We start from the raw sequence: 22696 nt of genomic DNA, 5'->3' as shown, positions 1-22696 counted from the left end.
CGGCGCGGCAGCGGCAGTGCGTGCCGCTATCGGCGCAGCACATAGGCCATCTGGTGTCTTAGCGGCACGCAGTGCCGTTAATGCCGCAGAACACAGGTTACCTGAGACATTAACGGCACGCGCTGCCATTATCATCCACAGCACGCACATAACCAGACGCCTTAACGGCACGCCGTGCCGCTAACGGCCATAGAACACAAGTTACCTGAGACCTTAACGGCACGCAGTGCCGCTATCATCCGTAGCACACACGTAATCAGGCGCAATAGCGGCACGCAGTGCCGCTAACGGCCGCAGAACACAGCCTACGCCGAGCGAATGTGCGTATCGTCGAAGCGCGGCGGGTTGAACCAATCGCCGGTCTTCGCCCATGTCGAATCGAGCGGAACCCACTCGCCGCGGTCGCCGAGCAATACTTCGTTCCAGGCATGCGGGCCATAGCCGCCCTGCCCGTCGTAGCCCTGGCCGGTCACGACCCGCACGTTCAGGCCGACCGATCGCGCCATCGCCGCGTACAATCGCGCATAGTCGATGCACACGCCCTCGCGCGTGCGAAACGTATCCTCCGGCGACTGCTCGCGCCACTCCCCGCGCTGCTCGTAGGCTTCGGCCTTCGCGTTGTCGTAAGCGACGCGCGTGCCGACCCAATCGTACAGCGCCCTCGCCTTCGCCTCGTCGCCGTCGGCTTGGGCCGTCACTTCCTTCGCCGCGCTCACGATGTCCGTCGGCAGGTCGGCGTCGATGACATCGTAGCGCTTCTGCCATAGCTTATCCATCTCGCCCTGCATCGACGCGGCCAGCACCGGCAGCCGCTCGGTCAGCAGATCGCCGGCCGCCGGCCGGATGATCTGCGCGGCCGCTTCCCGATATAGCGCGGACTGCTCGATATACTGGGCGAACACGCTCTGCGGTGACAACGCGCAATAGGCGAACAGGACGGCGGTCACAAGGATCGCCCGTCCGCCGCCCAGCGCCGCACCGATAAGGCCGCCGACAGTCCGGCTGACCGGTCCGCCGCCCGGTACAAGAACAAAAGGCGCGGCGCCCACGCGAATGAGCAGCGAGGTGACCGTGCCAAGCACATACCGGAGCAGCAAGTAGGCAATCAAAAATAAAACGGCAAAGCGCAGCAGCGGAAGATCCCGCACGCCCGAATAGGCGGTGTAGCCGAGTTGGCGCCAGGTCGAAGCGTCGGCTGCGGGCATCTCCCAATTCCGCGCCTCAAGCCAGCGCTGGACGGCGGGCGACGTCGCCGACGCGCACCAGGCGGCCGCCCCCATCGCGACCAGCGTCAGGAGCGCGCCGGACAAAAATAAAAACAGTTGCTTGGCGGAGCCCTTGGCGCCCCGCCGCATGCCTTGGAGCAGGGACACCGCTACGAGCGCGAGCAGCGCGATGGTGACGAAGTTCCCGTCCAGCCAGCTCATTTCGATGCTTGAAGCGCCGTCGTCACGAAGTCGCGAACGGGCCCTTCCATTTTCCACGTGCCCAGCGAGACGCTCCGGAACTTCACGTCCACCTCGCCGGAATTCGGGGTACCCGTCAATTCCAGATTCGGAGATTTGACGAGATAGGTGCCGTCCGGGTTCAATGTGTAGGTCGCTTTTTTAGCTTCCTCGGCCATCGCCTTGGATGCCTCGTCCTTCACGGCCGACGTCGCGGTCTCCACGACCTGTCCGCCGATCTCCTTCAGATCGTTCACCGTATAGCCGCCGTAGACGACGACGCCCACGATGATCGCTGCGGCCAGCACCCATTTAAGCACCGTCTTGACTACGTTCAATATAACGAACAGCGCGACGACCGCGATCAGGATCAGCACCCAATGATCGGTGACGAACTGCTTCCATGCCTCTGGTTCGAAGCTCATACAATCTCCTCCATAGCTATAAATCTGTACTCTATTATACTTTACAAATTTGTCGCGCGTAAAACCCCGGACTTAGGACCGGAATTTGAAAGTTTGCTCCCCGCGGCGGCGCCACCGGTCCTCGGTCGTATTGAAGACGAAAAGATGGATCCACTTGGCGCCGATCCGAATCGCCAGCGGGACGGCTGCCAGCACCAGGGCAGCTCCCGCCGCCAGCCCTGCCCAATAATAGGCGCCGACTGTTGCGCCCATCAGCGACTCCGGAACGATCCAGCGCATAAGCGTGCCCGGCAAAAAATAGATGGCGAACCACAAGGGCATGAACAACCATCCAATCATAGAACTGCGCAGCGTACAAGCCTGTAAAAATGCGAGCGCGCTGACGAACAGCCCGCACAAAAAATAAGCGGTCAGTACATAAAATATGCTGCCGATTCGGCCGTCATGCGAAAAGTAGTCAAGCCCCTCTCTTCCTCCCAGCGCGAAGCCTGCAGCGAGCATGGCCAGCAAGCCTCCCGCGGTTCGCAGCACGAACGCCCACACGGCAATATATCTCGCAAGCAGCAGTAGATGCCGCGGATAAGGGAGTCCCAGCCACCATTCCAGTCTGCGCTTGTTCGCCTCGTGGGAGATCTGGATCGTGATCGCCAGCATCGGCACGATGCAAGGGATGACCAGCATCGCCCGCAGCCCGCCAAGCAGGCCTAGCGGATCTCGCGCGCCGAAGTAGCCGCCGACGCCTGCCAGAAGAAGAAGTCCCCCGTAAACGAGACGCACCGGCCTGATCGACGACCAGTAGGCGTACCGCGAACGCTCCAGCACGTACAGCGAGGCGAATCCCGTACCGATGCGTCCGTTTCCGACGGCGGCGGACTTGCGCGCGCGCTGCCCGTATACGAAGCCGAAGCTGCCGGGCCGATGACGGGCGAGGTCGGGAATGCCGTAACGGCAGGCGAGCCAGAGGCAGGCGCGATAGGCCAGCACGGCAAGCAGGACGCCGACAACCGCATATTGAACGATGCGGCCGGCGCCTAGATATGGCGCCTGGTCCGTCTCGAGATTCGAGAGGATGCCAAACAAGCCGAACGGCGAGATCGATACGACAATCCATGGAACGAGAAGCCATCTCCGCCAACCGTAATACATGCCGAGCAAGCTGTACCCCGCGAAGGTGCCGAGCGGGACTAGCGCGGCATACAGCGGTGCGTGAGCGAGCGCGAGGGACGCAAGCCCGTCGCTGCCGAGCATCGTCCCGGTCTCTTCTTGCCCAGCAAGCCGTACGGCGTCATGGCCGATACATACGAGCCATATGCCGGCTGCCGCCACGTACTGAATGCCGCAAGCCGCGAACAGCTTGGCTTTGACCAGACTCGAGCGGGAGACGGGAAGACCGAGCCACCATTCGCGAAACCCGTTTTCCCAGACGGTCATCGCCTTGCCGCCGCCCGTATACACGCCAATCAGGAAGACGAACAGCGCGCCGAGCGCGAAGATCGATTGCGCCGAAAAGCCGTCTCCGAATAATAATAGCGAAGCGACGAGAAGGACGGTCAAGGCCAAGCCCCAGTAAGTCAGCGATGCCTCATCCCTCGGCAGCATGGAACGATAAGCCCGCCATTCAAGCTTCAACAGCGCCGCGTCGGCCGGCTCCAACCGGAACAGCCCGCGCATCCGGTCTCCTGCGCTCATGCGAACACGTCCCGGTAACACGATTCGACAGAGCGTCCGCCGGCACGGAGCGCCTCCACATCATGGCAGCCGAGCATACGCCCTTCGCCGATGAGCACGATCCGGTCGAACAGATTTTCCATCTCGCGAATATCGTGCGTGGCGATCAGGAACGTGCGCTCGCCGTCCGCCAGTTCTCCGACCACGGCCTGCGCGATCGACTCGCGCGACACCATGTCGACGCCGGCGAACGGTTCGTCGAGAATGATGATCGGCGCCTGCCGGGACAGGCAGGTGAGCAATTGAAGACGCGCCTCCTGGCCTCGCGACATCGAGCCAATCCGCTGGCCGCGATCCACGTCCAGCTTGACGATCAGCTCCTCCATTCTCGCTTCGCTCCAGTCCGGATAGAGCCCCGCCGCGAGCCGCAGCCACTCTCCCGCGCCGAGATACGGCGGCAGCTGCCCCCGGTCCGGCAGGAAGGACAGCACGCCGAGCCGCTCGGGACCGGCAGGCGCGCAGAACAGCTCCGCCCGTCCGCTGTCGGGCGGGAACATACCCGTCAGAATGCGCATGAGCGACGACTTGCCTGCGCCATTTGGACCGAGCAGTCCCGCAAGGCTGCCCGCCGGAATCTCGAAGGATACGCCGTCGAGCACGAGCTTCTTCTTGACACGCAGCGTCACGTCCACGCAGCGAATGGCCGGCGCCTTGGTGGCGGCGACGATCGGAATATTGAAGTCCGGATATCGCATATCTGCCATGACGATCACTCCTTTTCCCGGGCTAACGCCAATAATTGGTCGAGACTCAATCCGATCGAGCGGGCGGTCTCCTCGAGCCTCGCGACCGCTTCCCGCGCCAGCTCTCTTCGCGAGCTCCCGATCGCCGCTTCATCCTCCGTCACGAACGTTCCCTGCCCCCTGTGCGTCACGATTAATCCCAGGCGCTCCAGCTCCTGATACGTCTTCATGATCGTCGTCGGATTGACGCGCAGGCTCGCTGCAGCCTCGCGGACCGACGGCAGCCGCGTCCCGGGCTCAAGCTCGCCTCTCGCGATCATCGCGCGCACCTGCTCTACGAACTGCTCGTACAGCGGTCGGGACGGATCGAGCCTGAAGTCCTCCGGCTTCCACATGCGGATCGGCGGCATCGCCACACCCCGCTTCCTTTGTATGAAGTGTATGACTACACACCATACACTATAGGCATAGTGTACCATGCGATGCCATACACTTCAATTCGCGCTTGCGCGCGAAGGGTCATATCCTCGTCCGCCCCGGCGTACAAGTAGGAATAACGTTAAGACGCCCGTCCTGCGTCTTTGCAAAATGGAGGCGAACGCCGGTGAGGATGGCCATTTGGCTGTATTTGTTTTTGTTCGTCGCGTTTTTCGATCTGCATGCCCAGTATCCGATGCTCACGCCCTTCGCCGTATCGCTTGGCGCTGCGCCGTCGTTTATTGGCCTCGTGATGGGCATGTACTCGCTCACGCATCTGCCGGGCAACCTGCTGGCCGGATACGGCGTCGACCGGTTCGGGAGCCGGTTTTTTATCTCCGCCAGTCTCGTCGGCGCCGGCGTGCTGCTCCTGCTGCAATCGAGAGTCACCGATCCCTGGCATCTGCTCTACGTTCGTTCGGTGAGCGGCTTCGTGCTCGCCTTCTTGTCCCCCGCCTGTCTGTCCTTGCTGGCGAAGCTGACGAGAGATCACATTCAACGCGGCAAATTGATGGCGGGCAACGGGCTCGTCCACACGGTCGCCTCCGTCGTGTCTCCGGCGGCAGGCGCGTACCTTGCCGCCAAGGTCGGCTTCGCCCAGTCGTTCGCCCTTCTCGGTTGGGGCTTGCTCGCCACCGGGCTGCTGTCGCTCTGGTTCGTGCGGGACCCCCGGCGGGACGACGCTGCGGATGCCGTTGCGGATGTCGCTGCCGATACGGCCGACGTCGCGAGCGAAGCCACGCCGGCTCAAGCTCCGGTCGGCGCGCCTCCGCCGGCCGTTGAAGCGGAAGGAGGCTCGGCCGGGGCCGCGCCGCGCCGTTTTCCTTGGGCGGTATTCCTGCTGCCCGTAGCCATGGCGTTCGCGCAGGGCATTCTCTCCTTCGAGCTGCCGCTGCGGGCGATCTCGGCCGAAGACGGCGGCGTGCTGACGACCGGCATCCTGTTTTCCGTCGTCAGTCTGGGCGCGCTCGCCACGCTTGGCTTGCTATTTTTGCAGCGATACCTCCCTTACTCGCGCTGCATCATCGGCGTGCTGTTGCTTGCGCTCGCCTACTACGGACTCGCGTCGGACTGGCCGGTGCCCATGATGGCGCTGCTGTTCGCGGTTGGTATGGCCAAAGGCGTCGTATTCCCCGCGATGACGTCGTTTCTGCTGCAGCTCAGCGGTCCGGCGCGGTACGGTCGGACGTTCTCGCTCATGGCGATCGCTTCGTCGGTCGGCGCCTTCCTCGGTCCGGTCGCGGCGGGCGCCTTCCGCGGTCATTTGTCGCCGTTTTTCCTATCCTTCGCCATCCTCATGCTCGCGCTGCTGGCGCTGGCCCCCAAGCCCGCATACAAGGAGGGCTGGCACCCGCAGCCGGCGGTGCCCCACGCTTAGCGGAAATGATGCCGAAATCGCCAACGGGACGAAGCAAAGGAATTACCTGCTTCGTCCCGTTGGCGTATCCGGTCTAAGGCTACTTTCTTGACTGCTGATTAGAGAAGGACAAAGTCGTCCGACCTCCACGCTGCAGTTGCACCATTTTGGTGCTTTTGGGCCCGGCACCTGCGGTATGGCGGCGCGCTTGCGCTGCAGTAGCACCATTTTGGTGTTTTTAAGCCCGGCACCCACAGCGCAGCGACACACTTTCGCCGCAGTAGCACCATTTTGGTGCCTTCGGGCTCGGCCCCTGCGGCTTGGCGGCACACTTGCGCTGCATTAGCACCATTTGGGTGCTTTTAAGCCCGGCACCCACAGCGCAGCGACACACTTTCGCCGCAGTTGCACCATTTTGGTGCTTTCGGGCCCGGCACCGACGGCGCGGCGGTTAGCCTTCAGCCTTCAGCTTCAGCCGCCTCCCTTACCCCCGTACTTCGCCTCCGCTTATCTGCATCCGACGGGCAGCACGCCGCCTCACCCCGTCTCCCGCTCCTCTCTGCCCTGCGAATGCAGATACAGCTCCTCGTAGTACCCGTGCTGCTCGAGCAGCTCGGCATGGCTGCCCGATTCGACGATGCGGCCGCCGCTCATGACGATGATGCGGTTCGCCCGCATGACGGTCGAGAGCCGGTGCGCGATGACGAGCGTCGTCCGCTCCCGCGACACGACGCGCAGCGCGCGCTGGATCAGGTGCTCGGTGTACGAATCAAGGTTGGCCGTCGCCTCGTCGAGGATAAGGATCTTCGGCTTGAACACGATGATCCGCGCGAACGAGATCATCTGGCGCTCGCCCGCCGACAGCCCGCTCCCGCGCTCCGACAGCATCGTGTGGTAGCCGTCCTTCAGCCGGCCGATGAGATCGTCGGCGCCGACGAACTTGCAGGCGCGAATGACTTCCTCGCGCGTGATCTCCTCGTCGAACATGCGGATGTTGTCGACGATGCTGCCCGAATACAAATACGGCTCCTGCTGGACGAGCCCGACGAGCCGGTGCAGCGAAGACTGCGGGAGCGTCCGGATGTCCGTGCCGTCGATACGGATATCGCCCTCCCACACATCGTAGAAACGGCACAGCAGGCTGATCAGCGAGCTTTTGCCGGCGCCGGTCGTGCCGACGATGCCGATCATCTCGCCCGGCGCGATATGCAGATCCAGATCGTGCAGAACCGGCACGCCCGCTTGATAGCCGAACCGGACATGATTGAAGTCGATTCGTCCGGCGACCTTCTCCCGCTCCAACATTCGCGTCTCCGCCGCGTCCTCGATCTCCGGCTTGACGGCGAACAGGCTCCAAATGCGCCCGACCGATACGGTGGTCGACTGCAGCGTGTTCCACTGCGAGGTAATCGTGCTGATCGGCTGGAAAAACTGGCGGATGTACGTGATAAAGGCGTACAGGACGCCGAACTCGATCGCGCTGTTGAACACCGCCACGCCGCCCAGCCAGGTGACGAGCGCGATGGAGAGGCTGCCCAGGATGTCGAACGACCGGTTGAACAGCACGTTGGTGCGGATCTCGCGCAGATTGGCCCGCAGGTACGTCCGGTTGTTGTCGGTAAACCGGTTCTGCTGCTCCCGCTCCTGGTGGAATGCCTGGATCAGGTTCATGCCCGCCAGGTTTTCCGCCGCGAAGGCGATCAGGCGAGACAACGCGGCGCGGGAGATCTGGTACGTTTTCCGCATATACGTCCGGAACCCGATCGCGATGAGCGCAATGACCGGCAGCAAAATCAGGCAGTACAGCGTAAGCGTGACGTCGAGCTGGAACATGATCGCAATAATAAAAATGAGCGTCAGACCGTCGCGCACGAGCGAGAGCAGCACCTGCGAGAAAAACTGGTTGAGCGTCTCCGTGTCGCTCGACACGTTCGTGATCAGGCTGCCCGCCGGCATCCGGTCGAAAAACGACATCGACTGCTTGCCGATGTGCGCGAACAGATCCTTGCGAATGCGGCCGATAATGTTTTGGCCGAGATATTGCAGCAAATTATTTTGCAAATAAGTGAAAAGAAAGCCGGCAAGCGCAAGCCCCAAATAGATCGCACAAATGACGAGCAGCGTGCCGTAGTCGTCCCTGCCCTTCAGAATGTTGTCGTCGATGGCGACCTTGACGAGGTATGGCTGCGCCAGATCGGCCGCAATAGCCAGCACCGTGCAGCAGAAGACGAGAAGAAAAGACAGTCTGTGCGGGCGAATATAGCCGAAAAAGGCGCGAAAGGCGGCCTTCTGGTCGGCAGGCGGTCTCTGGTCAGAAACGGTACGCTGTTCGGCGGCGGAACGCTGGTCAGCGGGCGGTCGGTTCTGCATCTTCGCGTCCTCCCTCCTCCTGAATGGCGTGCAACGTCGCGTACAGGCCCGCTTGCGCCAGCAGCTCCTTGTGCGTGCCCCGCTGCACGATGCGTCCTTCGTCCATGACGACGATCTCGTCCGCATGCTTGAGCGCGCTGATCCGGTGCGCAATGATGATCGTCGCCTTGCCCTTGCGGGCTTTGCGGATGCCGTCGATGATCCGCTTCTCCGTGACTGCGTCGACCGCGCTGACGCTGTCGTCCATGATGAGGATCGGCGCGTCCTTAATGAGGCCGCGGGCGAGTCCCGTCCGCTGGCGCTGTCCGCCGGAGAGCGTGACGCCCCGCTCGCCCAGTCTTGTGTCGAAGCTCTCCGGCAGCTCGGCGATCGAGCCGTAGATTTGTGCCTGCCTCGCGGCCTTCTCTACCGTGGGCAGCTCCGTATCGCGCTTGTAGAAAGCGATGTTGTCGCGAATCGTCGTGCTGAACAAGAAGCCCTCCTGCGGCACGTAGGCGATCTGCGCACGCAGGCTCTCGAGCGTAAAGTCCCGGATGTCCGCGCCTGCGATGCGGATCGTGCCGGCCGGCGGATCGTACGCGCGCAGCAGCAGCTTGACGAGCGTCGTCTTGCCGCTGCCCGTCTTGCCCAGGATGCCGAGCGTCCGGCCCGGCGCGATGTCGAGACTGATATCGCGCAGCGACGGCCGCTCGGCATCCGGGTATGCGAAGCTAAGTCCGCGTATGCTGACCGACGCTTCTTCCAGACTGCGGTGCCGGGCGCTTTTCGATTCCCGAATATCCGGCTCGACCGCCATCAGGTCCCCGATCCGCTCGAGCGAAGCGCGCGAACGCTGCATCGTGTTGATGACGTTGCCGATCTGCTGCAGCGGCGCGACCATCATGCGAATATACAACGTGAGCTCGACGAAGTTGCCCAGCGAGATCGTATGCCGGATCGTCAGGTACCCGCCGTAGGCGATCGTCACGATCATGGAGAGCGCGCCAAGAAAAGGGATGATCGCCTGAAACAGCGACGAGACGCGCACGAGGCGCAGCTGATTATCGCGAATTCGGTCGACCGTCTCCCCGAAACGCCGGTTCATCGTCGCCTCCGCCGCGAACTTCTTCGTCACGCGAATGCCGCCGAACTGCTCCTCCGCCGATTCCGTCATTTTGCCGAGCGAGTCCTGGACGTTAAGCGATCGCTTGCGAATGACCGGACCGAACCTCGTCACGATCCAGGGGATGAGCAGCAGCGGCAGCACGCAGACGAGGACGAGACGCAGCGGAATGTCGCTGAGCGTCATCATGACCATCGCCGACAAGATGAGAATCGTCGCGTTGGTCGTCTGGTTGATGCCCATCGAGATCGATTCCCGGACGGCGGTCACGTCGTTCATCACATAGCTGAGCAGCTTGCCGACGCCGTTTTTGGAGTAGAAGCGCTCGCTCAGCGTCGTGAAGTGGGCGAACAGCTTTTTGCGCATGTCGAACTCGTACAATCGGCCGAGCCGCATGACGACGTATTGGCCCGCCCCGGCCAGCACGCCGAACGCGACGCCCACCGCTAGCAAGGCCAGGCTGTAATCGACGATCGCATCGTGGGACAGCTTGCCCTGCTGCAGCCGGTCCGTAAAGCTCCCGAGCAGCCGGGGGTAATAAGACTGGATCGCATTGCCCGCCGCGATGAGCAGGATCGCGAAACCGTAAACATGCCACTTCGACTTGATGTAATCCCTGAGCATCCGCTTCGGCTTCAACCTGCATCACTTCCCGGTGAGAGATGGTCCTTGCGTATAGGCCTTATTCTAAAACTTTTTGACAGCGGTCTCAATCGCGCAGCCTCAGCCTCAGCCGCATACGCTTAGCATGCCCGGCCCTTGTGGTACAATAGATCAAAATGAAATCGCGACGGCCGGCCCGAACCGGCTTCTCGCTTCAAAGAGGAGGCGCCTGCGCGTTGGACATCGCCATCATCGTCGAAGGAAAAAACGACCGCAGCCGGCTCGCGCGCGTCCTGTCCCCTGAAGTGCCGATCCACTGCACCTTCGGCACGCTCAGCTCGAGCCGGATCGAAGCGCTGCGCAAGGCGATCGGTCGCAGGCACGTCTACTTATACATGGACAACGATTCGTCCGGGCGACGCATCCGCGGCGTCCTGCGCGACGTTTTCCCGGATGCGGATCACATTTACACCAGGCGCGGCTATGCCGGCGTGGAGGGCACGCCCGAGGAATATCTGATTCAGCAGCTGGAAAAGGCGGGACTTGAGGAGTTTATCCTGTACCCGGCTCCCGACGCCGATCCCTGGAAGAACTAGCCCACGTCCCTCGACGATCTCCCCCAACAGACCTTACCCCGCAAAAAGCAAAGCACCCCTCAGTGCCATTAATGGCGCGTAAGGGGTGCTTGTCGATCTTACATCAGCTTTTTGACTTTGGCGTATACGTCGTCGGCGGTCGCCGAGTTCGGGATGCCGGACGACTCCGGCAAGATCTGCTCGCGCATGCGTCCCTTCTTGTCGACGAGGACGATCAGGTTCATGTGGGAGAAAAATCCTTCCGCATCCTTGGCTGCGAGGAGGCCGTACTTGGAGGCGAGATCCGCCGTCTCGGCTTCGTCGCCGCGCAGGAACTTCCAGCCCGTATAGTCGGCATGGTACTTGTCGCCGAACGCGCGAAGCGCTTCGGGCGTATCGCGCACCGGATCGATCGTCACGGAGACGATATCGACGCTTTTGCCGAACTCGCCCTCTGCCTTGAGCTTATCCTGTACCTGAGAGAGCATAAACGTCGTCGGCGGGCAGACGTCCGGGCAGTTGCTGAAGAAGAAGTACACCAGACGCACCTTGCCGTCGAGCGAGCTCATGCTGACGTCGTTGCCGTCGATATCCTGATAAGTAAAGTCAGGCGCGGCGCCGATGACAGGCAGTTTGTCCGCTTGCTGCTGACGGATGAGCAGCCAGGCGATCAGCACAAGCAGCAGCGCGAACAGCGCCAGCGAAAAGCCGTAGCGCACGTACCATGGCCTCGCCGGCTTGACCTGAACGGTGCCGTTAACATTGACGTTCAGGGGCGCGGAACCTGGGCCGGGCCGATCTTGATTCCCGGATACGCCGGGTCCTTCGAACTCTTGGGACATCTATGTTACACTCCGTTCGTATCGAGTATCATCACGAGAAACATAACCATCAAATAGTTGACGGAAAACAGGAAGTCCATTTTCGCCCACTTCTCGGTATCCTTGGCCACAAGCCCCGAGATCGCGTGGATCAGCCAGGCGCCGACGATGACGACCGACAGCACGAGATAATAGATACCGACGTAATCGTACGTATACATCAGGATCGAGGCGACCAGCAGAAGCAAAATATAAGGAATCATCTGCCACTTCGTCCGAAGAATGCCCTTCACGACCGGAAGGACAGGGAAGCCCGCAGCCCGGTATTCCTCGACGCGGCGGATCGTCAGCGACCAGAAATGCGGCGGCTGCCAGAGGAAGAGCAGCGCGAACAGAATCCAGGCGCCGGCATCCACTTCGCCGGTCACCGCGCAGTACCCGATCACCGGCGGCATCGCGCCGGAGATTCCGCCGATCGACGTGCTCCAGGTGGACGTCCGCTTCAGCCAGATCGTGTAGACGACGCCGTAGACGAACATGCCGAGCAGTCCCAGCCAGCCGCATAGCGGATTGACCAACACGAACAGCGTGGCGAGACCGAGCACGCCGAGCACGATCGAATAGCCCAGCACGAATCCCGGCGACAACCGTCCCTGCGGGAGCGCGCGATCGCTCGTGCGGGCCATCTTCGTATCGAAGTCCCGATCCCAGTAATTGTTAAAGACGCAAGCCGCGGCCATCGTCAGCGTCGTGCCGATCAGCATCCAGAACAGTTCCACCCAAAAGTCCCAGTTCTGAATTTGCCACCTCGACGCGACCCAGAACCCGCCAAATGCCGCGATGAGGTTAAGACGGATGATGCGCGGCTTGGTCAGGGCCACAAGATCTTTGAACACGGTGTGCCTCCTTCAAACATAAAAAGCCGCAAGCGGCTGAAACGTTATCTATTTCCTTCTATTAGATGATAACCAAATCTGCACACCTTGACAATGTTCGCGCGGGGCTGTTCATCAAATCGCCACCTGTGCGCCACCCGGCCGACATCCGTTTGCCGTCAAAGCGTCAAAAAGCGTCGGCGGATACTGTCACCTTTCGCCCATGGGCGCAATACACTGTACGGAGACATTCGCCCATTGCTTTTAAAGCTTCATGAATCGGCCGCTCGTGTACGATCGGGCGCATATAAGCGCCGCCCAATTAAAGGAGGATCTCCCTTGTACAACAGAATGGCTATGCCCCAAGGCAGCATGCCGCAAATGTCGATGAGCCCCGCAACCGCCAATCAGCCCATGTCCGGCATGCAGACGATGCCGGGCATGATGCCCGGTATGATGCCCGGCATGATGCCAGGTATGATGCCTTCCGGTATGACGACCGCACCGAACGGTTCGATGCCCATGAATATGACGCCGCCGGCCGCGACCGGCGCGCTGCCGGTCACCACGTTCCTCCCGACGACCGGCCGCGAGGAATCGTTCGTCGAGAACATCCTGCGCATGAACCTCGGCAAAGTGGCCACACTCTACATGACCTACGAAAACAACAGCGAATGGAACGCCAAAATCTTCAAAGGCGTCCTCGAAGCCGCTGGGCGAGATCACATTATTATCAGCGATCCGGCTACAGGCATGCGATTCCTGCTGCTCATGGTGAACCTCGACTACATTACGTTCGACGAGCCGCTTAATTATAATTTGCCCTTCGGCTCGGCGAACAATCCCGTCACTCGCCGCTAAGCGGCGCCGTCCCGGGGACGACGGGCGCGAAGGTCCACACTCTCAGACCTTCCCGTCCGCCCTTTGCCCAAGACGCCATCTCCGACCAGGAACGCCCCTCGAGGCGTTCTTTTTTCATGGCTTCGGCTTCGCGTTCGTTCGCGGCCCGGCGCAGCTCGACGAAAACGCCGGGCTGCTCCCGGTTTTCCGCCAGCTCCGCGCCTTCCCATTTCGACGGTTCCTCGCGGACCCAAGCCAGATATCGTTCCCGGTTCGCTTCCGGAATGCTGTATTCGCAAAACAGGATCAGGGACATGCGTCGTCTCCCCCTCATATTTGAATCATGCGGCGCCCATACTATACCGATGCCGCGCCCGCGGCGAATTTGACGGCAAAGGAGATCATGATCATGGATTCCGGGACGCATCTCGTTTTCGGGCTCGGACTCGGCGGACTCGCCTTGATCGATCCCGTCATCGCCTCCGAGCCTTACGGCCCCGTCGCGGTACTGATCGGCACGATCGCGGGCTCCCAGGCCCCGGATTTCGATACGGTGCTGCGCTTCAAGAGCAATGCCGATTATATCAAAAACCACAGGGGCATGTCCCACTCTTTTCCGGCCATCGCCGGCTGGACCGTCCTGATCACGCTCGCGGTGTCTCTTCTGTTCCGAAGCGTGTCCTGGTGGCATATCGGCTTGTGGGTGCTGCTCGCCGTGCTCTTTCACGTACTGAGCGATCTGTTCAACTCCTACGGCACGCAAGCGTTCCGGCCCGTCACGCGGAAGTGGATCGCATGGAATATCATCCATATCTTCGATCCGTTTATTTTCGGCGCGCATCTCGTCGCCATTTTGCTATGGCTGACCGGCTGGGCGCGTCCCACCGTCGTTTTCCCCGTGCTGTACGCGTTGCTGGCCGTGTACTACGCCTGGCGGAGCGTCGTACACCGTCGCCTGTCGGCCCGCATCCCCTCGCTTGATCCACAGCGGCGGGAAGGCGATCAGTACACGCTGCTGCCCACGCTGAACCTGCATCGGTGGAATCTGGTGCGGCAATCGACGGACTGCACATTCGCCATCGGGGAATGGGACAAAGGCGCTGTGCATTGGATCGACCATACGAAATGCGACGTTCACCCGGCAGTGGAAGCCTCCAAAAAGAACAAGGACGTGCAAGCGCTGTTGAACGTCACGCCTTTTCCTTGCGCGCAGGTCAGGGAGCAGCCTTGGGGCTACGAGGTTCGCTGGATCGATATCCGGTACCGGCATCGCAAGCAGTATCCTTTCGTGGCGACGGTCATGATGGACGCTTCCTATAAGGTATTTCAGTCGTACGTCGGTTGGCTTAGCGACGAGCGGCTGGAAAAACGGCTTCGCATGAACGCCTACTAGCCGATCTAGCCGATCTAGCCGCAAATGATCGCCCGCTTCCGAAAAAAGACGGCCTCGGCCGTCTTTTTTTCGCGCGCGATCATTTTTTTGCCGCCAAAGGTTGACCTTGACGCCGGTTAAGCGCACAATAAAAGCCCGAGGGGTTTCCTCGGGCTTTCGGTGAGCTAACGAATGTTAGCGGCTGCCACCGGAAAGTTGTTGCTCGGCCATTTGAACCAGCTTCTTGGTGATATAACCGCCAAGGGAGCCTGCGTCGCGGGACGTTACGTTGCCATAGTAGCCGTCGGAAGGGATTTGCACGCCCAGGGATTGAGCGGCTTCCATCTTCATGCTTTCCAGCGCTTGGCGGGCTTGCGGGACCAGAACTTGATTACGGGAACCGGAGCTATTGCTTGCCATGATTGATATTTCTCCTTTCGTCCTGCTTAGAGTGGTGTTGGTTGCAAGCTTGCGTTGTTATTATGCTATGCTTGAAGAAAACTATACTCGGGAGGTGAACACATTTTGAACAAACCTTTGGGACTTTTGTTCGCGGTCGTCTCCATGCTGCTTCTGCTCGGCACGGCGATATCGATCGATTATAACGGATGGCTCGCCTCCGGCTTGGCCGTGCTGGCGTTCGCCTTCATCGGCTGGGGCTTCACGCTCAAGTCGAAGATGGCCAAGCGGCAAGAGATCAGACAGCGTTAATCGCATGGAAAAGGCCTGCACGCCTCCGCCGGGGGAAGTTGCAGGCCTTTCCTTTTCATGTACTTATTTTAGCGGCGGCAGGAAGCCCATCGCTTCCTTTACCTCGGACAACGTCTTCGCGGCGACCGCGCTCGCCCGCTCGGCGCCTTGACGCAAAATGCGGTGTATGTCCCCGGAGGAGCGGATCTCGGCATAGCGGCGCTGCAGCGGCTCAAGCACGCCGACGACCTGTTCCGCCAGATCCTTCTTGAAGTCCCCATAGCCTCTGCCCTCGTACCGGCTTTGAACGACCTCGATCGTCTCGCCCGAGCAGTTGGCGTAGATGCTGAGCAGGTTGCTGATCTCCGGCTTGTTTTGCGGATCGTATACGACCTCGCGGCCCAGGTCGGTTTTCGCGCGAGACAGCTTTTTGCGAATCACGTCCGGCGGATCGAGCAGCGCGATGTAGCTGCCGGCGTTCGGATTGCTCTTGCTCATTTTTTTGGTGGCGTCGTCCAGCGACATGATGCGGGCGCCTACCTTGGGAATAAACGGCTCCGGCACGACCAGCGTCTCGCCGAAGCGATGATTGAAGCGGCCCGCAAGATCGCGCGTCAGCTCCAGATGCTGCTTCTGATCGTCTCCGACCGGGACGAGGTCCGCTTTGTAGAGCAGAATGTCCGCGCTCATCAGAGGCGGGTACACGAACAAGCCTGCGCCGACCGCGTCTTTGCCCGCCGACTTGTCCTTGAACTGCGTCATGCGCTCCAGCTCGCCCATGTAGGAGAGCGTCGTCATCATCCAGCCCAGCTCCGCATGCTCGTGCACATGCGACTGTACGAACACGGCCGCCTTCTCCGGATCGATGCCGGCCGCCAGATACAGCGCCGCCACCGATTCGGTATTCTCGCGCAGCGCCGCCGGCTCTTGCGGCACCGTGATCGCGTGCAGGTCCACGATCATGAAGTAGCTGTCGCATTCGTGCTGCAGCGAGACATAATTTTTCATCGCGCCGATGTAGTTGCCAAGCGTCAGCTGGCCGCTCGGCTGAATGCCGGAGAGGACGCGTTTTTTTCCGATAGCTTCGCTCATTGTCAATCGCTCCTTCGATTCGCAGGGATAAAACGCAAAAAGACCTCTTTCGTCAAAGGGACGAAGAGGTCGTGGTGCCACCCTTAATTCGCTCTCGTCGATCGCAAGCCGCCGGTTGAGACGGTGCGCCAAACGCGAGCCTTTGGTTCCGATAACGGGGAACGGACGGACTGGATGGGAGCCTTGCCCGCCAAGCAGGCCAAAGGCCCGAGCAGCGCGAAGATTCGTTTCCCAGTCGGCTCCGAGATCCATTCGGCACTGGAGGAACGCCGGCTCGCAGCAGCCGCCGGCTCTCTGAAGTTCCTTGCCCTGCTTACTTGTTCTCATCATCGCCTCGTATGTTATCGTTCATTATACGCGAGGCGCGTTAGAAGTCAACCGCCTGCTGCCGGTTGTCTGCTCCATGGCAGAGTTACGGGCGACAACGTCCTTGCCCGCATTTAATTGCTGGTTCTGGAAGCGGACAAGTCGCGCATATGTGTAATCGTTGGCGCGCGGCTCGCTTGTGCTTGCCAGGCGGGAACGACGTCCCGCGCGCGTCCGATCGGAGAGGAGCGTGCATGGACATGACATTGACTGCGCTGCGCGGCGCGACTTGGGCGGCTGCCGCAGGATGCCTGTATTTGATGTGGAAACTGAACCCGAATGGACCGGCCGTTTTTTTACGATCGTTCTTTTCAGTCCTGCTCGACGCGTTTCCTTTTCTTGTGCTCGGCGCCCTGGTCTCTGCGGCGCTCGAGACCTTCGTCAGCGACAAGATCGTCCGCGCCGCCGCTCCCAAAAACCGGCTGGGCGGCGTGCTGTTCGGCAGCCTGCTCGGCATCGCGCTCCCGCTGTGCGAGTGCGGCATGATTCCCGTCGCTCGCCGCTTGATCCGCAAGGGGCTGCCGGCGTATATCGGCATCGTTTACATCATCGCCGGCCCCGTCGTCAATCCGATCGTCTTCGCCTCCACAGTCGCCGCCTTTGACGGCGATCCCGCGATGGCCTTCGCGCGCCTGCTGCTCGCCCTCGCCGTAGCGCTGGCGGCAGGCACGGCCCTGCTCCTCTTTATGCGGCGCAGCCCATTTAAGGAAGACGCAGGCGCTGTCGGATGCACGCATGGGCACGAGCATGATGATGGACATGGGCATGACCATCATCATGGTCACGGGCACGATCATGGGCACGGACATGCACATGGCCACGGGCACGGACATGGACACGGACATGGTCATGGGGCGTTCGAGGGGCTGGGTCGCCGCGCGCGAATATCGGGCGCCGTGTCGTCCATCGCTTCCCACGCCATGATCGATCTGCGCGACATGGGAAAATATTTGTTGATCGGAGCCGCACTGACCGCGCTCGTTCAAACCGTGCTTCGGGCGCAGACGTTGGAGGCCGCGGCAGGCCACAGCTGGTTATCGCATATATCTCTGATGGGCTTCGCATTCCTGCTCTCCCTTTGTTCCACCTCCGACGCGTTCGTGGCGGCGCCCCTCGACGGTTTGTTCCATCCGGGGGCGATCCTCGCCTTCCTCGTCTTCGGGCCCATGATCGATCTCAAGGGACTGACCGTCATGCTCGCCGTGTTCCGCAAAGCGTTCGTCATCCGTTTCGCGCTCCTCGTCTTCGGCCTCGTGCTGGCCGGCTCGATCCTGGCCGAGAAGCTGCAGTGGCTCCATTAAAACGAATTAAAGAAGAGGCAGGCGCCCCTGGCGCTTGCCTCCATATGAAACGAGCTGTCCGCTTATTGTTCGCCGGATCGGTCGCGTTTTCCGAATTTCTTGTTGTTTACATGAAATAAAACGTTTGCCATATTGTAGTTGGATTCGACCGTTACGCTTAAGTATAATTTGCCATGCTTGATGCCAAAATCATATGTAACCTCGCCATGCGTCCAGCTCGTTTTGCGCCGCATCGCCTCCACCGCCGCACTACGCAGCTCCACGATCAACTCATCCGTCAGCCCGTCCGGTTTGGCATCCCCTGTCGTCCGGCGTTCCGCCAAATCGACCGGCAAATGGCGTATTCCGAACTTTCCTACCGTATCGTTGCGCACTTGCAGAACAATCGTCCCGGCCGTCATGCCCTTCAACTCGCCTTCCATCTGCCTGAAAGCCACATCCACTTGCCTCGCCAGCGGGACTTCAAACTCATACGCCATAATTCTCCTCCTCTAATCTGGGAGTTACTCCCCAATGTCGCCAAGTATTAACTATGACTTATGAATCATTATAGGATAGATATATAAAAAATTTCAACAAAAAATTTAGAAAATTCGACTAAATGATTCATTTTTTTCTTATATTGTGATTTATATACTTATAAAACGACGATTTGATTGGCAACTTTCGCTTTACTCGGAGGAAATTTGGCGGCCATCGCCTTCTCTACAATAGGCGTTGCGCCAGAGTAAGACCGCTCAACGGCAATCGCCTTCTCTACGACAGGCGTTGCGCCCCATCCAGCCCGCTCAGCGGCAATCGCCTTCTCTACAGCAGGCGTTGCGCCCAAACCAGCCCGCTCAGCGGCTATCGCCTTCTCTACAGCAGGCGTTGCGCCCGAACCAGCCCGCTCGGCGGCAATCGCCTCCTCTACAGCAGGCGTTGCGCCCCATCCAGCCTGCTCAGCCGCCATCGCCTTCTCTACGACAGGCGTTGCGACCCATCCAGCCTGCTCAGCCGCCATCGCCTTCTCTACGACAGGCGTTGCGACCGATCCAGCTTGCTCAGCGGCTATCGCCTTCTCTACAGCAGGCGTTTAGCCCCATCCCGCCCGCTCAGCGGCAATCGCCTTCTCTACGACAGGCGTTGCGACCCATCCAGCATCTGCGACTTCCCGGAAAACGCAAAGAACCGCACACCTCCATCGTGTGCGGTTCTTCCGCTCATTTTCCATATATCGGCTTCTCGCCGTCGGTCCAACCGATTAACTTAACGCGCACATAGCGCTTCGAACGCATCGACGTCGCCGGTCGCGCGGCGCACCGCGGCCTGCCAGAACGCCGGCTTGTCGAGATCGACGCCGAGATGGCGCCGGCCGAGCTCTTCGACCGTCATCAGGCCGGTATCCCGCAGCAGCCGGTCGTAGCGCTCGTGAAAGCCCGGACCTTCGGCTTCGGCCACGGCCGCGATGCCCGTGCTGAACAAGTACCCGAACGTGTACGGAAAGTTGTAGAATGGCACGTCGGTCGCATAGAAGTGCAGCTTGGCCGCCCAAAAGTGCGGGTGCCAGGAGGCCAGCGCGTCTCCGAACGCTTCCTTCTGCGCCGCCACCATCAGCTCGTTCAACGCCTGCACATCGAGCATCCCGTTCTTGCGCGCCTCGTAAAATCTCGTCTCGAACAGGAACCTCGCTCTGATGTTGTTGCAGAACGCCGAAGCCCGCTGCAGCCGTTCGTCCAGCAGCGACAGCCGCTCCGCGTCGCTACCTGCCGCGCGCAGCAGCGCGTCGCTCACGAGCCCTTCGGCGAACGTGGACGCCGTCTCGGCGACATTCATCGCATAGTTCCGTCCGAACTGCGGCAACCCGTCCACGCAGACATCATGGTAAGCGTGCCCCAGCTCGTGGGCCAGCGTAGAGACGTTGTCCGGCGTTCCGGAATAGGTCATGAAGATGCGCGTCTCCCCGGTCAACGGAAAGTCGGTGCAGAAACCGCCCGGCCGCTTGCCAGGCCTGTCTTCGGCTTCGATCCATCGCCCTGAGAAGGCACGCTCGGCCAACTTGGCCTGCGCGGGCGAGAAGCCGCCGAAGGCGTCCTTGATCAGCGCGGCCGCTTCGTCGTAGCCGATTGCGCCGCCTTCCGCGCCCACCGGGGCGGATACGTCGTGCCAATCCAGCCGTTCCTTGCCGAGCAGCCGGGCTTTGGCCGCCATATAACGCTTAAGCGGCTCCATCCCGCCCGAGACGCCTTCCCACATCGCGTCGAGCGTGTCCCGGCTCATCCGGTTGATGAGCAGCGGCTCCTTGAGCGGATCGTGCCAGCCGCGCGCTTGATACAGCTTCAGACGGAAGCCGGCGAGGCGGTTAAGCGTATCTGCCGCCAGATCCGCTTGCCCCGCCCAAGCTTCCTCCCACTTGGCGCCCATCTCGTCGCGCACCTGCTGGACGGGATGCGACAGCTTGTTGAACGCCTGGCCCGCCGACAAAGTCTTGACCGCGCCGTCTTCCTCCCACGGGATGGCGATGCGGCTGACGATCGTCTGATAGTTCTCGCCCCAGCCATGATAGCCGTCGACGGCCAGCTCGCTGGCGAGCGCCTCCAGCGCGGGCGGCAGCTTCTCCTTGACGAAGTCCCGGCGCTCGCGAATGACGAAGGCGATCTCGGAGACGGGGTCCGAAGCGACCCAAGCCTCGAGCCGATCTTCCGGCACCCGGGCCAGTTCGGCATCGTACAGATCGAGCGACTGGCCGAGCTTGGCGGACAATGTCTGGAGCTTCTCCGTCCAAGCCGTCGCCTTGCGGTCCTCCATATTTTGCGCGGACAGACAGCCGACGTAGGAGAACGCCTCCCGCAGCCGGGCCGTCAGGTCTTGAAGCCTGGTCGTCCAATCGTTCAGCGCTTCGTCGCCCGCAGCTTCGCCATCCGCCGCGGCCTGAAGCTCCGCGAGCAGGACGGCGGTCTCCTTTTCAAGCGCTTCGGAGAACGCGGCAAATGCCGGGGATTCGGAACCCCCGGAGAAGATTTTGTCCAGATCCCAGATCAGGGAATAGCTGTCCGTCATCAATAATCCCGTCCTCTCTCGCGTTGCCGGCGATCGGCGGACCGATCGCCATCGGCACCCGGACATTGTCAGCCCGTCCCATCTATTGTATCGTTAATGGACAAGGTTTTGCCAGAGAGGAGCGGGGAAGATCATGATTCCATTTCGCAACAGCCTGCCTTACGACATCCAGATGAACGAGGTGTACGCTTCCGAATGCCCGTTCTGCCGCCAATCCCACGTCCGCCTGCCGCTGAAGCCCGAAGAGCTCGACCAGCTGCGCGGCGGACTCATGAAGCGAACGGTCGTCATGCCCTGCTGCCGGTCGAGACTTCAGCTCATAGATGCGGACGGCGATTATTTGCTGGCGAACAAGCCGCTTCGGGCCTGACTCATCCTTAGCTCCCGATCCGCTGCATCTCTTCGGGCAGTTCGGCGCCTTTTCCCGACATCTCGTCGCGGATCGCCTGCCAGCCTTCGCGCGAGGCCCGTATCATCGCAGAATCCATGATGCTCTTGTCGTGAATGACCCGGCTGAACCATCTGACCGCCTCGTTAAAAAAACCGAGCCGCCGGTTCAGCTCCCCGATCAGGTACAGCAGGCGCGCATTGTTCATCAGCTCGCGCTCGGACTGGTAGGTCTTGATATAGGCTTCAAGCGCGTACTGCAGAAATCTGCGTTCCTGCTCCACATTGCCCTCGTACCTGTACAGCCACGCAATATGATGCAGGATGCCCGCGACGACGCGATCCTTTTCCTTGATGATCTGTCCCGTCAGAAGCGCGAGCTTGTAGCACGCCAGCGCGTCCGCCGCGCTGCGCTCTCCGCCGTAGTCGTTCATCTTCCAATGCTTGCCGATGCGCTCGAGGTAGGCGCTGCGCTGCCAGTCCAAGAGACGATGGTTCGAATTCTCCGTAGAGGCGAATCCGCAGTACGGACAGACGCGCACAACATAAAAATCGGGGTTCACCGATTTGAAATAAGAGCAAAAATCCGAATCCGATCGTATCGCGCGCTTCAGGCTCGGTCTTACCCGGGAGGTCACGAACTCGGCTTCGCAGCACACGCATGCAACCTTGGTCTGGTACAGGGGTTCCATCCCGATCCCTCCATGTAGGACGCGTCCCGGCGAACGCGCGAGACGGTCAATTACTCTTCGCTGTTAATAAAGTGATGCGCAGGACCGGACAGCCGCTCCAGCACGAAGGCTTTGAGCTCCTCGGACAGCTCCGTCTCGTCCAGCGAACGACGCATGCAATCCAGCCATGCTTCGGCTCTCGCGGGCGTGATCGGGAACGGCAGATGCCTTCCCCGCATCATCGGATGTCCGTAGGCGTCGGAATATAATGTTGGTCCCCCAAAAAACTGCGTCAGAAACATGTACTGCTTGTCCATGACAGGCATGATATCTTCCGGAAACAGCGGAGCCAACAGCGGATGCTGCAGCACCTTCGGGTAAAATCCTTCGACCATTTTGCGGATTGTAGGCGCTCCGCCGATTGCCTCGTACACGGTTCCGTAGTTCATAGGTTGCAATCTCCTCCCGATTCATTTT

General features: G+C 60.8%; 24 protein-coding genes. 7 read left to right on the top strand and 17 right to left on the bottom strand.

Translation table 11 applies throughout. The features are described 5' to 3' along the window. Positions 1-305: 305 nt before the first annotated feature. The 5 genes from KVT38_RS17280 to KVT38_RS17260 form a co-directional block, all read right to left on the bottom strand. Complete coding sequence (locus KVT38_RS17280) at positions 306-1427, bottom strand: transglutaminase domain-containing protein (protein WP_217594977.1); 1122 nt, start codon at positions 1425-1427, stop codon at positions 306-308. Beyond that, entirely contained in the window at positions 1424-1870 is a 447-nt protein-coding gene (locus KVT38_RS17275; RefSeq protein WP_217594976.1) for a hypothetical protein, read from the bottom strand. The genes KVT38_RS17280 and KVT38_RS17275 overlap by 4 nt, the downstream gene beginning before the upstream one ends. A gap of 72 nt (positions 1871-1942) precedes the next feature. Further along, a complete protein-coding gene (locus tag KVT38_RS17270) occupies positions 1943-3559 on the bottom strand; it encodes a hypothetical protein (protein WP_217594975.1) in 1617 nt (538 codons plus the stop codon). Continuing rightward, positions 3556-4302 carry an ABC transporter ATP-binding protein gene (locus KVT38_RS17265; RefSeq protein ID WP_254639297.1) on the bottom strand — a complete coding sequence of 249 codons (747 nt, stop codon included), beginning with the start codon at positions 4300-4302 and terminating at the stop codon, positions 3556-3558. The genes KVT38_RS17270 and KVT38_RS17265 overlap by 4 nt, the downstream gene beginning before the upstream one ends. Positions 4303-4307: 5 nt before the next feature. Then, positions 4308-4691 (bottom strand): GntR family transcriptional regulator, encoded by a 384-nt coding sequence (locus KVT38_RS17260; protein WP_217594990.1) that lies wholly within the window; start codon positions 4689-4691, stop codon positions 4308-4310. Positions 4692-4885: 194 nt separating this feature from the next. Between KVT38_RS17260 and KVT38_RS17255 the strand changes: the two genes are divergently transcribed. Then, the gene (locus KVT38_RS17255) at positions 4886-6136 is read left to right on the top strand and encodes an MFS transporter (protein WP_217594974.1); all 1251 of its coding nucleotides are present in this window, start codon (positions 4886-4888) and stop codon (positions 6134-6136) included. 516 nt (positions 6137-6652) lie between these two features. On the opposite strand, the gene KVT38_RS17250 is transcribed toward KVT38_RS17255, so the two are convergent. Together KVT38_RS17250 and KVT38_RS17245 are read right to left on the bottom strand one after the other, a co-directional pair. Next, complete coding sequence (locus KVT38_RS17250) at positions 6653-8485, bottom strand: ABC transporter ATP-binding protein (RefSeq protein WP_217594973.1); 1833 nt, start codon at positions 8483-8485, stop codon at positions 6653-6655. Next, entirely contained in the window at positions 8463-10226 is a 1764-nt protein-coding gene (locus KVT38_RS17245; RefSeq protein WP_254639296.1) for an ABC transporter ATP-binding protein, read from the bottom strand. The genes KVT38_RS17250 and KVT38_RS17245 overlap by 23 nt, the downstream gene beginning before the upstream one ends. A 200-nt stretch (positions 10227-10426) precedes the next feature. Here KVT38_RS17245 and KVT38_RS17240 point away from each other — a divergent pair, with 200 nt between their 5' ends. Beyond that, positions 10427-10786 (top strand): DNA primase, encoded by a 360-nt coding sequence (locus tag KVT38_RS17240; protein WP_217594972.1) that lies wholly within the window; start codon positions 10427-10429, stop codon positions 10784-10786. Positions 10787-10884: 98 nt separating this feature from the next. Here KVT38_RS17240 and KVT38_RS17235 read toward each other — a convergent pair whose 3' ends face one another. Next, positions 10885-11607 carry an SCO family protein gene (locus tag KVT38_RS17235; RefSeq protein WP_217594971.1) on the bottom strand — a complete coding sequence of 241 codons (723 nt, stop codon included), beginning with the start codon at positions 11605-11607 and terminating at the stop codon, positions 10885-10887. Positions 11608-11612: 5 nt separating this feature from the next. Then, positions 11613-12482, bottom strand: a complete 870-nt coding sequence (gene cyoE / locus KVT38_RS17230) for a heme o synthase (protein WP_217594970.1) — start codon at positions 12480-12482, stop codon at positions 11613-11615. Positions 12483-12842: 360 nt separating this feature from the next. Between cyoE and gerQ the strand changes: the two genes are divergently transcribed. After that, on the top strand, positions 12843-13322 hold the full coding sequence (gene gerQ, locus KVT38_RS17225; RefSeq protein WP_483298178.1) for a spore coat protein GerQ: 480 nt from the start codon (positions 12843-12845) through the stop codon (positions 13320-13322). Here the strand turns inward: gerQ and KVT38_RS17220 are convergent. Beyond that, a complete protein-coding gene (locus KVT38_RS17220) occupies positions 13309-13617 on the bottom strand; it encodes a hypothetical protein (RefSeq protein WP_217594969.1) in 309 nt (102 codons plus the stop codon). The two genes, gerQ and KVT38_RS17220, sit on opposite strands and share 14 nt — an antisense overlap. 93 nt (positions 13618-13710) lie before the next feature. Between KVT38_RS17220 and KVT38_RS17215 the strand changes: the two genes are divergently transcribed. Further along, positions 13711-14694, top strand: a complete 984-nt coding sequence (locus KVT38_RS17215; protein ID WP_217594968.1) for a metal-dependent hydrolase — start codon at positions 13711-13713, stop codon at positions 14692-14694. Positions 14695-14868: 174 nt separating this feature from the next. Here KVT38_RS17215 and KVT38_RS17210 read toward each other — a convergent pair whose 3' ends face one another. Beyond that, on the bottom strand, positions 14869-15093 hold the full coding sequence (locus KVT38_RS17210; protein WP_217594967.1) for an alpha/beta-type small acid-soluble spore protein: 225 nt from the start codon (positions 15091-15093) through the stop codon (positions 14869-14871). Positions 15094-15198: 105 nt separating this feature from the next. Between KVT38_RS17210 and KVT38_RS17205 the strand changes: the two genes are divergently transcribed. Beyond that, complete coding sequence (locus KVT38_RS17205; RefSeq protein WP_217594966.1) at positions 15199-15384, top strand: hypothetical protein; 186 nt, start codon at positions 15199-15201, stop codon at positions 15382-15384. Positions 15385-15447: 63 nt separating this feature from the next. Here the strand turns inward: KVT38_RS17205 and trpS are convergent, their stop codons facing one another. Then, positions 15448-16455: a tryptophan--tRNA ligase gene (gene trpS / locus KVT38_RS17200; protein WP_217594965.1), complete on the bottom strand. Its 1008-nt coding sequence runs from the start codon at positions 16453-16455 to the stop codon at positions 15448-15450. A 566-nt stretch (positions 16456-17021) separates the two neighbouring features. On the opposite strand from trpS, the gene KVT38_RS17195 reads away from it, so the two are divergent. After that, the gene (locus KVT38_RS17195) at positions 17022-18122 is read left to right on the top strand and encodes a permease (protein ID WP_217594964.1); all 1101 of its coding nucleotides are present in this window, start codon (positions 17022-17024) and stop codon (positions 18120-18122) included. Between the two features lie 62 nt (positions 18123-18184). On the opposite strand, the gene KVT38_RS17190 is transcribed toward KVT38_RS17195, so the two are convergent. From KVT38_RS17190 to KVT38_RS17180, 3 genes are all read right to left on the bottom strand, one after another. Further along, positions 18185-18601, bottom strand: a complete 417-nt coding sequence (locus tag KVT38_RS17190; protein ID WP_217594963.1) for an O-methyltransferase — start codon at positions 18599-18601, stop codon at positions 18185-18187. A 158-nt stretch (positions 18602-18759) separates the two neighbouring features. Further along, positions 18760-19074 carry a hypothetical protein gene (locus KVT38_RS17185; RefSeq protein ID WP_217594962.1) on the bottom strand — a complete coding sequence of 105 codons (315 nt, stop codon included), beginning with the start codon at positions 19072-19074 and terminating at the stop codon, positions 18760-18762. Positions 19075-19370: 296 nt separating this feature from the next. Beyond that, positions 19371-21161, bottom strand: a complete 1791-nt coding sequence (locus KVT38_RS17180) for a M3 family oligoendopeptidase (RefSeq protein WP_217594961.1) — start codon at positions 21159-21161, stop codon at positions 19371-19373. Between the two features lie 133 nt (positions 21162-21294). Between KVT38_RS17180 and KVT38_RS17175 the strand changes: the two genes are divergently transcribed. Beyond that, positions 21295-21531: a hypothetical protein gene (locus KVT38_RS17175; protein WP_217594960.1), complete on the top strand. Its 237-nt coding sequence runs from the start codon at positions 21295-21297 to the stop codon at positions 21529-21531. Between the two features lie 7 nt (positions 21532-21538). On the opposite strand, the gene KVT38_RS17170 is transcribed toward KVT38_RS17175, so the two are convergent. Further along, complete coding sequence (locus KVT38_RS17170; RefSeq protein WP_368859116.1) at positions 21539-22246, bottom strand: DUF2225 domain-containing protein; 708 nt, start codon at positions 22244-22246, stop codon at positions 21539-21541. Between the two features lie 44 nt (positions 22247-22290). Beyond that, positions 22291-22668 carry a globin domain-containing protein gene (locus KVT38_RS17165; RefSeq protein ID WP_217594958.1) on the bottom strand — a complete coding sequence of 126 codons (378 nt, stop codon included), beginning with the start codon at positions 22666-22668 and terminating at the stop codon, positions 22291-22293. Positions 22669-22696: the final 28 nt, after the last annotated feature.

Origin of the sequence: Cohnella sp. GbtcB17 (genome assembly GCF_019091135.1) — a bacterium.
In the GTDB taxonomy this organism is placed as follows: domain Bacteria; phylum Bacillota; class Bacilli; order Paenibacillales; family Paenibacillaceae; genus Cohnella.
The sequence above is the reverse complement of the archived record's forward strand: the minus strand, read 5'-3'. Positions and strand labels throughout refer to the sequence as shown.

Coding starts and splice junctions, on each gene's coding strand:
- KVT38_RS17280 (WP_217594977.1), bottom strand. CDS start 1,427: ATGAGCTGGCTGGACGGGAACTTCGTCACCATCGCGCTGCTCGCGCTC.
- KVT38_RS17275 (WP_217594976.1), bottom strand. CDS start 1,870: ATGAGCTTCGAACCAGAGGCATGGAAGCAGTTCGTCACCGATCATTGG.
- KVT38_RS17270 (WP_217594975.1), bottom strand. CDS start 3,559: ATGAGCGCAGGAGACCGGATGCGCGGGCTGTTCCGGTTGGAGCCGGCC.
- KVT38_RS17265 (WP_254639297.1), bottom strand. CDS start 4,302: ATGGCAGATATGCGATATCCGGACTTCAATATTCCGATCGTCGCCGCC.
- KVT38_RS17260 (WP_217594990.1), bottom strand. CDS start 4,691: ATGCCGCCGATCCGCATGTGGAAGCCGGAGGACTTCAGGCTCGATCCG.
- KVT38_RS17250 (WP_217594973.1), bottom strand. CDS start 8,485: ATGCAGAACCGACCGCCCGCTGACCAGCGTTCCGCCGCCGAACAGCGT.
- KVT38_RS17235 (WP_217594971.1), bottom strand. CDS start 11,607: ATGTCCCAAGAGTTCGAAGGACCCGGCGTATCCGGGAATCAAGATCGG.
- gerQ (WP_483298178.1), top strand. CDS start 12,843: ATGTCGATGAGCCCCGCAACCGCCAATCAGCCCATGTCCGGCATGCAG.
- KVT38_RS17220 (WP_217594969.1), bottom strand. CDS start 13,617: ATGTCCCTGATCCTGTTTTGCGAATACAGCATTCCGGAAGCGAACCGG.
- KVT38_RS17215 (WP_217594968.1), top strand. CDS start 13,711: ATGGATTCCGGGACGCATCTCGTTTTCGGGCTCGGACTCGGCGGACTC.
- KVT38_RS17210 (WP_217594967.1), bottom strand. CDS start 15,093: ATGGCAAGCAATAGCTCCGGTTCCCGTAATCAAGTTCTGGTCCCGCAA.
- trpS (WP_217594965.1), bottom strand. CDS start 16,455: ATGAGCGAAGCTATCGGAAAAAAACGCGTCCTCTCCGGCATTCAGCCG.
- KVT38_RS17195 (WP_217594964.1), top strand. CDS start 17,022: ATGACATTGACTGCGCTGCGCGGCGCGACTTGGGCGGCTGCCGCAGGA.
- KVT38_RS17190 (WP_217594963.1), bottom strand. CDS start 18,601: ATGGCGTATGAGTTTGAAGTCCCGCTGGCGAGGCAAGTGGATGTGGCT.
- KVT38_RS17185 (WP_217594962.1), bottom strand. CDS start 19,074: ATGGCGGCTGAGCAGGCTGGATGGGGCGCAACGCCTGCTGTAGAGGAG.
- KVT38_RS17180 (WP_217594961.1), bottom strand. CDS start 21,161: ATGACGGACAGCTATTCCCTGATCTGGGATCTGGACAAAATCTTCTCC.
- KVT38_RS17175 (WP_217594960.1), top strand. CDS start 21,295: ATGATTCCATTTCGCAACAGCCTGCCTTACGACATCCAGATGAACGAG.
- KVT38_RS17165 (WP_217594958.1), bottom strand. CDS start 22,668: ATGAACTACGGAACCGTGTACGAGGCAATCGGCGGAGCGCCTACAATC.